Here is a 12,195-nt window from a genome sequence, read left to right on the forward strand (position 1 = left end):
CCGATGTTAAACCGTTTCCCTTTATGGAAGAATCTAATGGTGATCTTTATGATCGCCATTGGTGCTTTATACGCACTTCCAAATATTTACGGCGAAGATCCGGCCGTGCAAATCTCGGGTACACGTGGTCAGCAAGCCAGTGAAACCACATTAAGTGAAGTTCAACGCCTACTGAGCAGTAATCATCTTCAACCCAAATCCATTTTGTTAGAAAACGGCTCCATTTTGGCTCGTTTTAATAACACCAATGATCAACTTCTCGCCAAAGATAAAATTGCTGAAAAATTAGGCAATCAATACTCTACCGCATTAAACTTGGCGCCATCAACCCCCGCTTGGTTAAGCAGTATTGGGGGCAACCCAATGAAATGGGGTTTAGACTTACGAGGTGGGGTTCGCTTTCTGATGGAAGTGGATATGAATACCGCATTAAGCAAACGTCAAGAACAGTTGCAAGACAGTTTACGCAGTGAATTACGTAAAGAAAAAATTCAATATAGTGCGGTGAAAAATGGCGAGAATTTTAGTACATTACTCACCATTACCAAACCGGAACAACTTTTTGCTGCCAAACAACTGATTCGTAAGCAGCATACCAATTTAACCGTCAATGAAGTGAATGATAGCACCCTTGCGTTAGCCTTATCAGACAGCGCCCTCATTGAGGCGCGTGATCACGCCATTGAGCAGAACTTAAGCATTTTGCGTAAACGTGTGGAAGAATTAGGCGTGGCCGAGGCGGTGATTCAACGACAAGGTGCTGAACGTATTGTGGTGGAATTACCCGGCATTCAAGATACCGCACGTGCCAAAGAATTATTGGGTGCAACTGCGACCTTAGAATTCCGCATGGTAAATGGTAATGTTAGCCCTGAGGCTCTGGCTCGTGGCATTGTGCCGTCAGATACGGAAATTCAGTTAAACCGTCACGGTCAACCAGTGGCGTTATATCGTAAAGCGGTGTTAGGTGGTGAGCATATTACCAATGCCACCTCGGGCTTAGATCATAATACCTCGACCCCTCAAGTGAGCGTGAGTTTAGACAGTGAGGGCGGTGAAATCATGGCCAACACCACCAAACTCAACCTCAAAAAACCCATGGCGACCTTATATGTGGAATATAAAGACAACGGCAAAAAAGACGAAAATGGCAAAACCATTTTAGAAAAAAATGCCGAAGTGATTAACGTGGCGACTATTCAAGGCCGTTTTGGTAGCCAATTCCAAATTACTGGTATTGATAGCCCTGCAGAGGCCAAAAATCTTTCGGTACTACTCCGTTCAGGTGCGTTAATTGCGCCAATTCAAATTGTTGAAGAACGTACCGTCGGGCCATCATTAGGCGCACAAAACGTTGAACAAGGTTTAACTGCAGGCCTTTGGGGTTTGGTGATTGTGATTATCTTCTGTTTAGTGTTCTATAAACTATTCGGTTTCATTGCGAGCCTTGCGCTTTGTGCCAATATGATTTTAGTGGTCGGTTTAATGTCGTTAATCCCCGGTGTAACCTTAACCATGCCCGGAATTGCGGGGATTATTCTGTCAGTCGGGATGTCGGTGGACGCGAACGTATTGATCTTTGAACGGATTAAAGAAGAAATACGTAATGGTCGTCCAATTCAGCAAGCAATTCACGAGGGTTACAACGGTGCTTGGTCATCTATTTTTGATGCCAACTTAACCACGATTTTAACCTCTATCGTCTTGTATGCGGTGGGAACGGGTCCAGTAAAAGGCTTTGCGATTACCCTTGCATTAGGCGTGGCGATTTCTATGTTTACCGCCATTACCGGTACACGTATGCTGGTTAACTGGATTTACGGTGGCCGACGTGTTGAAAAATTATCTATTTAGTGCGGAGAAAATATTGTGAGTTTATCTAAACAAAAGCACGAATATCAAGGAATAGGCTTACCATTTAGCCTTATCCGTTTTATGAATTTCCGCAAGTTCGGTTATCTGTTCTCCTTATTGCTAACTGGATTCTGCATTTTCTGTCTGTTTACCAAAGGCCTTAACTGGGGCTTAGATTTTACTGGCGGTGTGGTAATTGATACCCACTTTTCACAGCCCGCTAATTTGGATCAAGTGCGTGCTACCTTAAGCAATAATGGTATTGCCAGTGCATTGGTGCAAACAACAGGGTCTACCAGTGATGTGATTATTCGTTTACCCGCAACCGCCAGTGATGCCCAAATTGGGACACAAATCAAAGAAATGATGACGACGCTTGATCACAACATTGAAGTGAAATCTGTCGAGTTTGTTGGCCCAAATGTCGGTGAAGAATTAACCCAAGGTGCAATTTATGCCACCTTAGCCACATTAATCCTATTATTAGGTTATGTGGGAATGCGATTTGAATGGCGTTTAGGGCTAGGTGGTATTCTTGCCCTTGCTCATGACGTGATTGTTACCCTTGGGGTGTTTTCATTCTTACAAATTGAAATTGATCTAACGTTCGTGGCAGCGATTCTCACCGTGGTGGGGTATTCCTTGAACGACAGTATCGTGGTGTTCGACCGTGTACGGGAGAACTTCCGCAAAATTCGTCGCATGAGTAGTCAAGAAGTGATTGATATTTCCTTGACCCAAACGCTATCAAGAACAATTATGACGTCATTAACCACGTTGTTTGTGGTATTCGCCTTATTATTCTTTGGTGGCGCAAGTATTTATAGTTTCTCTTTAGCCTTATTAATCGGTATCGGATTTGGGACTTATTCTTCTATTTTCGTGGCGATTGCTGTTGCTTATGATCTCGGTTTAGATCGTGAACATATGCAAATTAAAGTGGCGACAAGAGAAGAATTTGAGGAAGGGTTTTAATAAAATGTAAGGGCGTATTGCATACGCCCTGATATTGAGCAAAGGCGTATGAAAACGCCCTAACGTTGAGAAAGGGCGTATGCAATACGTCCCTACATATCATAAATTCTCCAACACCGCCAAGGCGTCCGCCAATTTCTTCACCGTGAAAACTTGCATATTTTTCACCGCACTTTTCGGCTTATTAGCAAAGGGGACAATCGCCCGTTTAAAGCCATGTTTCGCTGCCTCACTAATACGCTCTTGACCACTTGGCACAGGGCGAATTTCGCCCGCCAGTCCCACTTCACCAAACACCACTAAATCCTGTGGCAATGGACGGTTTCGGAAACTGGAAATCAAGGCTAACAATAAGGCTAAATCTGCACTGGTTTCCGTCACTTTGACACCGCCTACCACATTGACAAACACATCCTGATCGGACATTTGCAAGCCACCATGGCGGTGTAATACGGCCAGCAATAGGGCAAGACGGTTTTGCTCTAAGCCCACGGCCACACGGCGGGGATTGGCTAACATAGAATGATCCACTAGGGCCTGAATTTCCACCAACAACGGGCGAGTTCCCTCCCATAACACCATCACCGAGCTACCCGAAGTTAATTCATCACCACGGCTTAAAAAAATCGCCGAGGGATTTTTCACTTCTTTTAAGCCCTGTTCCGTCATGGCAAAAACGCCTAACTCATTCACCGCCCCAAAACGGTTTTTATGGCTACGCAAGGTGCGATAACGATTGTCTGACTCACCCTCTAATAAAATCGAGCAGTCAATACAATGTTCCAACACTTTCGGCCCCGCCAAGGTGCCGTCTTTGGTCACATGTCCCACCATAATAATGGCGACTTGACGAGTTTTCGCATAACGAGTTAAAAAGGAGGCACATTCACGCACTTGAGCCACCGAACCGGGGCTAGATTGAATATCCGCCAAGTGCATAACTTGAATGGAATCCACCACGATAATTTGTGGTTTAAGCTGATCAGCCAAGCTACAAATTTGCTCCACCGAAGTTTCCGACAACATTTTTAACTGATCCGCTGGCAAGCCTAAACGATTCCCCCGCATGGCGACCTGTTGCAAACTTTCTTCACCAGTCACATAAAGTGCGGTCATATTTTGCGCTAAACCACACATCACTTGCAATAATAAGGTGGATTTTCCCGCCCCCGGATGACCACCGATTAAAATCGCCGAGCCAGGGACAATACCGCCGCCTAGCACACGATCCAGTTCATGAAAGCCACTGGAAAATCTTGGCGTTTCTTGTAAACTGATTTCCGCCAAAGTTTGAATTTTCGCTTGGGTTTCACCGGCATAGCCACTAAAACGATCCCCTTTTGAGGTGGATTTTGCCGAAACTAAACGGACTTCACTGATGCTATTCCAAGATTTACAGGCCGAACATTGCCCTTGCCAACGGGCAAATTCTGCCCCACAATCATTACATACATAAGCGGTTTTGGGTGCTTTTGCCATACTAATTCACCATGCTAATTAAGGCGAGCATACGTTTCAGGTATTGCCCTTGAAAGAGTAATTCATTTAATTTTTTCATTGCTAACGCATTATCTTTGCTTTCACTATGCAGCTGAATAATCTGACGAATTTGTGCAAATAAATACTGATGTGCGTCGATCACCTCTAACACAATGCTTTCGTCCACATAAGCCATTTCTTGCTGTGCTAACACCTGTTGGAGCAAATAGCCGTGATCCGTATAATAATGGTACAAATTAAAAAAGGCACCGATACGTTCTACGGTCTGAATAAAGGTTTGCGCAAAAAAAGCCGAGCCTAATTGCAAGGTTTCTTCTATTAATTGTTGTTCATAACCTAACAGTGCGGTCAAAATTTGCGCAGGATTTTCCGCCGTTTGCTCGGTGTGTAAAAAATCACGCCATGCGTCAATCCAATCTCTCGGTGGCGGGCATTTCCCTTGCGCCAGTTGATAACCACGTTTGGCTTTACTGAGCGAACTTAATCGGACACCGTTCACAAAACTTAAATTGGCCACAAAAGTGAATAAATCCGCTAATGCGCCATTTTTTAATTCAAATTCAATTTCACAAATCGGCTCAACTTGTCCATTGGCCTTGATTTCACCGCGATCCAACGCCACTTCAATTTCGGTATGTTGACCACATTCGATTAACCACCACTGACGAGTGAAATCCGTGCTAAAAATCGGGCGAAGTTCAAGTGGCTCGGGCAAGGATAAGTTTGCTATATCTTGCAACAAGGTGACATTCGGTTCAGCAGAATCTAGTGGAAAATTATACTCTGGACGAACATGTAGCCCCCCTGTCACTTTTCCATTGGTTTTGAGGGTTTGGGTAAACTGCTGATTTTCCGACCGCACTCTTAGCCCCATTTTATGCCGTGCAAAATAATGATCGGCGGTATCATAATAGGTATTGGCTAAAAAGATCTTCGCTTGTTGCAATAAGCGAAAATCACTCAACAACTGTGAAAACTGCTCGGCTATCTCAGCGGTGACGGCTAATTTCAATTCGATTTCATTCGACATGCTAACGTCCTTAATAAGTAAAAATCAGGGGTATTATAGAGCTTTTTTCATTTATAGCGTGAATTTTTCGCCCATATAAGGTAATATGCACCCAATTTTATGTTATCTATTTGGAGTTTTCTATGGCAATTAACAATATTCTCGGTTTATTTGCGCATTCCCCGTTAAAACCGTTACAACAGCATTCGGATAAAGTGACCGAGGCTTGTAGTTTATTGATTCCTTTTTTTGAGGCCACGTTTAACAACGAATGGGAACAATCTGAGCAAATTCGCTTACAAATTTCCGAAACGGAACGCCAAGCGGATACGCTAAAACGTGAAATCCGTTTAAAATTGCCACGTGGTTTATTTTTACCTATCGACCGTACCGATTTATTAGAACTCGTCACCCAACAAGATAAACTAGCCAATTATGCCAAAGATATTGCCGGCCGTATGGTGGGGCGTCAATTCGGGATTCCTGAAAGCCTACAACAAGATTTTATGGATTTTCTTTGTCGTAGTTTAGACGCCACGGTGCAAGCACACAATGTGATCAGAGAAATGGATCAATTATTAGAAACGGGTTTTAAAGGACGTGAGCTCAAATTTGTCAACGATATGATCAATGAACTTGATATTATTGAAGATGATACTGATCAAATGCAAATCAAGTTGCGCCGCATGTTACGTCAAATTGAATCCAACTATAATCCCATTGATGTGATGTTCTTATACAAAATTTTTGAATGGGTTGGCGTATTGGCCGATCAAGCGCAACGTGTCGGTTCTCGTATTGAACTGATGTTAGCACGCTCGTAATAATCACATAGGAGATTGACTATGGACGTATTACAACATTACGGTACCATCCTGATTATCATTACCGCCGCTTTTGCCTTTTTTATGGCTTTTGGGGTGGGGGCAAACGACGTCTCAAATGCCATGGGGACTTCCGTGGGATCTGGCACCATTAATGCGAAACAAGCGATTATTATTGCATTAATCTTTGAATGTGCTGGGGCTTATTTAGCCGGCGGTGAAGTGACGGAAACCATTAAAAGTGGCATTATCTATCCAACGAATTTTATCAATGCACCAGATACCTTGGTGTTAGGCATGATGTCTGCCCTATTTGCCTCGGGTTCTTGGTTGCTCATTGCCTCTCGTTGGGGTTGGCCAGTGTCCACCACTCACTCGATTATCGGGGCTGTGATTGGTTTTGCTTGCATTACAGCAGGTACGCATTCCGTTAAATGGAGTGCAATCGGTGGCATTGTGGGCAGTTGGTTTATCACCCCCGTGATTGCTGGCGTATTAGCCTATGGGATTTTCTTTGTTATCCAAAAACTGATTTTTGACACCGAAAAGCCGTTACATAATGCGCAAAAATTCGGCCCGTATTTTATGGGATTAACGGTATTTATTTTGGTGATTGTGACCGTAGCCAAAGGGCTAAAACATATTGGATTAGACTTAACCACCCGAGAAACCATCCTGATTTCATTAGGCATTAGTTTTGTCTCGGTGGTCATCAGTTATTTCTATTTCCGCAGTAAACGCTTTATCAAAAAAGCCCGCAGTGGTGTGTTTGGCGGAGTTGAACGGGTATTTAGTATTCTGATGTTAATGACCGCCTGCGCCATGGCTTTTGCCCATGGTTCAAATGATGTAGCCAACGCCATTGGCCCATTGGCGGCCGTCGTGACTATTGTAGAAAACGGTGGCAATATTATGGCTAGCGCCCCGATGGCGTGGTGGGTGTTACCGCTAGGTGCAGCGGGCATTGCAGCAGGTTTAGTGGTCATGGGTTACAAAGTCATGGCAACCATTGGCACAGGGATTACGGATTTAACCCCAAGCCGTGGTTTTGCGGCGCAGTTTGCCACCGCAGCCACCGTGGTCGTGGCGTCAGGCACAGGTTTACCGATTTCCACCACCCAAACCTTAGTGGGGGCGGTACTGGGTATCGGATTAGCTCGAGGTATTGCGGCATTAAATTTAAATGTGATTCGTAATATTATCGCCTCTTGGATTGTGACCCTCCCAGCAGGTGCTTTTTTCGCCATTATTATTTATTTTATTTTGGATCTTATTTTCCGCTAAAAGGAGAAAAAGTGCGGTTAAAATCACCGCACTTTTCCAGTATTTATTCAGGAGATTGATGACATGCAAAAACGATTAAAAGGACTTTTTGCCTCGCTTTTATGCGTGGCCACCATTCAAGTTGCGCAGGCAGAAACCCAATATGTCACCGAAAATTTGCACACATTTTTACGCAAAGGCGCTGGCGATAATTTTAAAATTTCCGGTTCAATTCAAGCCGGTGAAGCGGTAAATATTTTGGATCGCAAAGAACGCTATACTTTGATCCGTGACAGTAAAAACCGTGAGGGCTGGATCCTAAGCAGTGAATTAAGCACCACACCAAGTGCGAAAAATGAAAATCCGCAGTTAAAAGCAAAAGTACAGGATTTAACCTTAAAGCTAAATAATCTGGATAAAGACTGGCAACAGCGTACGGTAGAAATGCAACGCCGAGCAAGCGACAGCGACCAACGCAGCAGCCAATTATTAGAGGAAAATTCCCAACTTAAACGTGAATTAGAAATCACCAAAAATAAAAACCGTGATTTAGAAGCCTTATTGGATGCGGGTAAACGTGAAATTGCAATTCAGTGGTTTATTTATGGTGGCTCGGTATTGGGCGTGGGATTATTACTGGGGTTAATTATTCCCATTATTTTACCTAAACGTCGCCGTCGTGATGGGTGGTAAAACCCTCACCCTAGCCCTCTCCCAGAGGGAGAGGGGATGTTTAGAGGAATGGAAATATGCAAGTTTATTTAGTTGGGGGGGCGGTTCGGGATCAACTGCTCAATTTACCCGTTAAAGATCGAGATTGGTTGGTTGTCGGGGCGACGCCCGAACAGTTAATTCAACAAGGCTATCAACAAGTCGGTCATGATTTTCCTGTTTTCCTGCACCCTAAAAGCAAAGAAGAATACGCACTTGCTCGCACCGAACGCAAATCAGGTTCGGGTTATACCGGCTTTATCTGCGATTTTTCACCGGAAATTACCCTTGAACAAGATTTAATCCGCCGTGATTTAACCATCAATGCCATTGCGCAAGACGAACAAGGCCAGTTGCACGATCCTTTTGGTGGCATTCAAGATATCAAGCAACGCATTTTACGCCATATTTCGCCGGCCTTTGCTGAAGATCCCTTGCGTGTTTTACGTGTCGCTCGCTTTGCCGCTCGTTTTCATGCGTTGGGTTTTACCATTGCCCCTGAAACCTTGCAATTAATGCAACAACTTACTGTCCAAGGCGAGCTTGCCCATTTAACCGCTGAACGCATTTGGTTAGAAACCGAAAAAGCCTTGAATGAAAAAAATCCTGAGATCTATTTTGATACCTTGCGACAAGTTGGGGCGTTGCCCCTGTTATTTCCCGAACTGGCTGCCCTTGATGGCGTGCCGAATCCACCACAACATCATCCTGAAATAGACAGTTTTATTCATACCATGTTGGTGTTGCAACAAGCTACCCTACTCACCGAGCAAACCGAACAAAATAAAACGGCGGTACGTTTTGCCGCACTTTGTCATGATTTCGGCAAAGCACGCACGCCCCCCGACAACTGGCCACATCATCATGGCCATGAAAGGCTAGGCATTTCGCCCACTCGCCAACTTTGTAAACGCCTAAAAGTGCCTCGAGCTTATCAAGAATTAGCCGAATTAACTTGCGAATACCATACCCATATTCATAAGGCCTTTGAGTTGCGAGCGAACACATTCGTTAAATTGTTTAATCAATTTGATGCGTGGCGCAAACCGCAACGTTTTGTGGCGTTTCTCACCGTGTGCATAGCCGACAGCCGTGGTCGCACAGGATTTGAACAGCGTGACTACCCACAAAAAGACTATGTCTGGCAACTTTATCAAACCGCCTTGCAAGTGGATGTGCAGCAAGTGATTCAAGACGGTTTTGAAAAGCAAGGCATTCGAGAGGAATTAACCCGACGCAGAATCATGGCGGTCAAGCAGGAAATAGAGAAAGCAAAAAATGGCTAAAGATCACATTTTCTGACATAAAACCCCAATCACTAAACAAAAAATGAATTTTGACTTCAATCTTAGAACAAGGTAAAATAGCCCTTGATTTTTTCAGCGTACATTTTAATATGAAACTCAACCATTTATCGCTCATTATCTTGTCTGCCGTTTTTTTCACAGGCTGTTCAAGCCTAGACATTAACGAACAACGCCCCACAGACATCAAAACCATCAGCAAAACCGATCAAATCTGGCAACAACATTTAAGCCAACTCAAACAAATTCAACGCTACCAAGCCCAAGGTCAATTAGGTTATATCAGCGCAAAAGAACGTTTTTCTAGCCGTTTTGAATGGCAATATGTGAATCCCAAAAACTACACCTTAAAACTTTACTCGACTATCAGTGCCAGCAGTTTAACCTTGCAAATGCACAATGCGGGTATGACGATTTCCGACAATAAAGGCAATCAACGTTCTGAACAAGATGCGAAATCTTTAGTCAAAGAGATTGTGGGAATGGACGTGCCATTAGCACAGTTGGCCACGTGGTTAAAAGGTCAGCCAGATGAAAAATCCGAATATCAAGTGGGCGAAAATCACTATTTATCGAGCTTTAGCTATCCTGTGGATGGCATTATCTGGACAGCGGATTATTTAGTGTATCATCAGGATCGCACGCCAGCATTACCGAAAGATATTTTGCTGAAAAATGCCACGCAAACCTTAAAAATTCGAGTAGATCATTGGGCTTTATAATGAAAAATTCCCCTTTTTCAACCGCACTTTCCGACTTATCAACGATACCACAGGGAAACCCTATCCGTTTCCCTAGCCCAGCCAAACTCAATCTGTTTTTATATATTAATCATAAACGGGCCGACGGCTACCATGAATTACAAACCCTGTTTCAATTTTTAGATTACGGCGACGAGTTAGAAATTTCCGTGCGAGAAGATGGGCAAATTTACTTAACGCCTGCGTTTGCCGACTTAAAAACCGAAGATAATTTAATTTACCGTGCGGCAGTTGCCTTACAACAAGCTACCCAAACAAGGTTTGGGGCAGATATTCATTTAGATAAAATTCTGCCAATGGGCGGCGGTGTTGGCGGCGGTTCATCTAATGCGGCTACCACCTTAGTGGCGTTAAATTATTTATGGCAAACGGGGCTGACGCAACAACAATTAATGGATATTGGGGTGAAATTGGGGGCGGACGTGCCGATTTTTATTGCGGGAAAATCAGCCGTGGCGGAGGGTGTCGGGGAAAAAATGACCTATTGTGAACCTGCCGAAAAATGGTATTTGGTGTTAAAACCTGACTTAGCCATTTCCACCGCCAAGGTTTTTGGCGATCCCGATCTCACTCGCAATACACCGAAAAAGGCCATTTCCCAACTATTACATGATCCATATCATAATGATTGTGAAAAAATTGTGCGAAATCACTATCCGATTATTGATGAACTTATCGCTTGGTTGCTACAATATGCACCAGCAAGATTAACTGGAACGGGGGCATGTGTGTTTGCTGAATTTGACAGCGAACAGGCCGCCCAAGCAATTTATCAGCTCAAACCAGCCCAATTTACTGGTTTTGTAGCAAAAGGTTGTAATAGGTCGCCTTTAGCGCTATTACTTGATCAACTTGAACGACAGAATTAAATTTTCTTTCATTATCATAACCCTGAGGTCAAATTAAAATGCCTGATATTAAACTCTTTGCTGGTAATGCAACACCAGAACTTGCACAACGCATTTCCGAACGTCTTTATACGTCTTTAGGTGATGCCACCGTTGGACGTTTTAGCGATGGCGAAATTCAAGTGCAAATCAATGAAAACGTCCGTGGTAGCGATGTGTTTATTATCCAATCCACTTGTGCGCCAACCAATGATAATCTAATGGAATTAATCGTAATGGTGGACGCCCTACGCCGTGCCTCTGCTGGCCGTATCACTGCCGTGATTCCTTATTTTGGCTATGCCCGTCAAGATCGTCGTGTGCGTTCTGCTCGTGTGCCGATTACGGCCAAAGTGGTCGCAGATTTCTTGTCTAGCGTGGGGGTTGACCGTGTGTTAACCTGTGATTTGCATGCCGAACAAATTCAAGGTTTCTTTGATGTGCCTGTGGATAACGTGTTTGGTTCGCCCGTGTTAATTCATGATATTTTGAAAAAAACCGACTTAGAAAGACCAATGGTCGTGTCGCCTGATATTGGTGGCGTGGTACGTGCCAGAGCGGTGGCGAAATTATTAAATGATGCGGATATGGCGATCATTGATAAACGTCGTCCAAAAGCCAACGTTTCCCAAGTCATGCACATTATCGGGGATGTGGCGGGTCGTGATTGTATTTTAGTGGATGACATGATCGACACGGGCGGTACCTTATGTAAAGCGGCTGAGGCCTTAAAAGAACGGGGAGCAAAACGTGTATTTGCTTATGCGACCCATGCGATTTTCTCGGGTAATGCGGTCAATAACTTTGCCAACAGTATTGTCGATGAAATTGTGGTCACTGACACCATTCCACTTAGCCCTGCGATTCAAGCCTTGGGCAAAGTTCGTGTGTTAACCCTGTCTGGTATGTTGTCTGAGGCGATTCGTCGTATTAGTAACGAAGAATCCATTTCAGCGATGTTTAACTAATCCAATCTTGTTAGCAAAAAGCTACTTTCGGGTAGCTTTTTGTTTATCTTATCCCCTCTTACCACTGAAAAATTACTGCAATTTACCGCAAAAAAGCATACAATAGAACGCAAATTTGCATACCCATCAGAATATTGCT

The 12,195-nt window shown here is 43.9% G+C and carries 11 protein-coding genes; 9 read left to right on the top strand and 2 right to left on the bottom strand.

All coding sequences use genetic code 11. The annotated features are described in order from the left end of the window. The first annotated feature begins 3 nt into the window (after positions 1-3). Together secD and secF are read left to right on the top strand one after the other, a co-directional pair. The gene (gene secD, locus ACTG7Q_RS02995; RefSeq protein ID WP_439240747.1) at positions 4-1,854 is read left to right on the top strand and encodes a protein translocase subunit SecD; all 1,851 of its coding nucleotides are present in this window, start codon (positions 4-6) and stop codon (positions 1,852-1,854) included. Positions 1,855-1,869: 15 nt separating this feature from the next. Next, a complete protein-coding gene (secF, locus tag ACTG7Q_RS03000; protein ID WP_439240749.1) occupies positions 1,870-2,829 on the top strand; it encodes a protein translocase subunit SecF in 960 nt (319 codons plus the stop codon). Positions 2,830-2,928: 99 nt separating this feature from the next. Here secF and radA read toward each other — a convergent pair whose 3' ends face one another. Then, a complete protein-coding gene (radA, locus tag ACTG7Q_RS03005; RefSeq protein WP_439240750.1) occupies positions 2,929-4,308 on the bottom strand; it encodes a DNA repair protein RadA in 1,380 nt (459 codons plus the stop codon). 1 nt (position 4,309) lies between these two features. Further along, positions 4,310-5,359, bottom strand: a complete 1,050-nt coding sequence (locus tag ACTG7Q_RS03010; protein WP_439240752.1) for a CYTH domain-containing protein — start codon at positions 5,357-5,359, stop codon at positions 4,310-4,312. 122 nt (positions 5,360-5,481) lie between these two features. Between ACTG7Q_RS03010 and ACTG7Q_RS03015 the strand changes: the two genes are divergently transcribed. The 7 genes from ACTG7Q_RS03015 to ACTG7Q_RS03045 all read left to right on the top strand — a co-directional run bounded on the left by ACTG7Q_RS03015 (position 5,482) and on the right by ACTG7Q_RS03045 (position 12,056). Further along, positions 5,482-6,162, top strand: a complete 681-nt coding sequence (locus ACTG7Q_RS03015; protein WP_439240754.1) for a TIGR00153 family protein — start codon at positions 5,482-5,484, stop codon at positions 6,160-6,162. A 21-nt stretch (positions 6,163-6,183) separates the two neighbouring features. Then, on the top strand, positions 6,184-7,446 hold the full coding sequence (locus ACTG7Q_RS03020; RefSeq protein ID WP_439240756.1) for an inorganic phosphate transporter: 1,263 nt from the start codon (positions 6,184-6,186) through the stop codon (positions 7,444-7,446). Positions 7,447-7,509: 63 nt separating this feature from the next. Further along, a complete protein-coding gene (locus ACTG7Q_RS03025; RefSeq protein WP_439240758.1) occupies positions 7,510-8,118 on the top strand; it encodes a TIGR04211 family SH3 domain-containing protein in 609 nt (202 codons plus the stop codon). A 56-nt stretch (positions 8,119-8,174) separates the two neighbouring features. After that, on the top strand, positions 8,175-9,422 hold the full coding sequence (locus ACTG7Q_RS03030) for a multifunctional CCA addition/repair protein (protein ID WP_439240760.1): 1,248 nt from the start codon (positions 8,175-8,177) through the stop codon (positions 9,420-9,422). A gap of 110 nt (positions 9,423-9,532) precedes the next feature. After that, positions 9,533-10,162, top strand: coding sequence for a lipoprotein insertase outer membrane protein LolB (lolB, locus tag ACTG7Q_RS03035; RefSeq protein WP_439241506.1), 630 nt, complete (start codon positions 9,533-9,535; stop codon positions 10,160-10,162). Next, the gene (gene ispE, locus ACTG7Q_RS03040) at positions 10,162-11,070 is read left to right on the top strand and encodes a 4-(cytidine 5'-diphospho)-2-C-methyl-D-erythritol kinase (protein ID WP_439240762.1); all 909 of its coding nucleotides are present in this window, start codon (positions 10,162-10,164) and stop codon (positions 11,068-11,070) included. Before lolB ends, ispE begins: the two co-directional genes overlap by 1 nt. A gap of 38 nt (positions 11,071-11,108) precedes the next feature. Continuing rightward, on the top strand, positions 11,109-12,056 hold the full coding sequence (locus ACTG7Q_RS03045; RefSeq protein ID WP_439240765.1) for a ribose-phosphate pyrophosphokinase: 948 nt from the start codon (positions 11,109-11,111) through the stop codon (positions 12,054-12,056). Positions 12,057-12,195: the final 139 nt, after the last annotated feature.

Origin of the sequence: Lonepinella sp. BR2474, assembly GCF_051851555.1 — a bacterium.
Classification (GTDB): domain Bacteria; phylum Pseudomonadota; class Gammaproteobacteria; order Enterobacterales; family Pasteurellaceae; genus Lonepinella.

What these genes read in the sequence shown, in the direction of transcription:
- secD (WP_439240747.1), top strand. Translation starts at nt 4, where the DNA reads ATGTTAAACCGTTTCCCTTTATGGAAGAATCTAATGGTGATCTTTATG.
- radA (WP_439240750.1), bottom strand. Translation starts at nt 4,308, where the DNA reads ATGGCAAAAGCACCCAAAACCGCTTATGTATGTAATGATTGTGGGGCA.
- ACTG7Q_RS03010 (WP_439240752.1), bottom strand. Translation starts at nt 5,359, where the DNA reads ATGTCGAATGAAATCGAATTGAAATTAGCCGTCACCGCTGAGATAGCC.
- ACTG7Q_RS03015 (WP_439240754.1), top strand. Translation starts at nt 5,482, where the DNA reads ATGGCAATTAACAATATTCTCGGTTTATTTGCGCATTCCCCGTTAAAA.
- ACTG7Q_RS03020 (WP_439240756.1), top strand. Translation starts at nt 6,184, where the DNA reads ATGGACGTATTACAACATTACGGTACCATCCTGATTATCATTACCGCC.
- ACTG7Q_RS03025 (WP_439240758.1), top strand. Translation starts at nt 7,510, where the DNA reads ATGCAAAAACGATTAAAAGGACTTTTTGCCTCGCTTTTATGCGTGGCC.
- ACTG7Q_RS03030 (WP_439240760.1), top strand. Translation starts at nt 8,175, where the DNA reads ATGCAAGTTTATTTAGTTGGGGGGGCGGTTCGGGATCAACTGCTCAAT.
- lolB (WP_439241506.1), top strand. Translation starts at nt 9,533, where the DNA reads ATGAAACTCAACCATTTATCGCTCATTATCTTGTCTGCCGTTTTTTTC.
- ispE (WP_439240762.1), top strand. Translation starts at nt 10,162, where the DNA reads ATGAAAAATTCCCCTTTTTCAACCGCACTTTCCGACTTATCAACGATA.
- ACTG7Q_RS03045 (WP_439240765.1), top strand. Translation starts at nt 11,109, where the DNA reads ATGCCTGATATTAAACTCTTTGCTGGTAATGCAACACCAGAACTTGCA.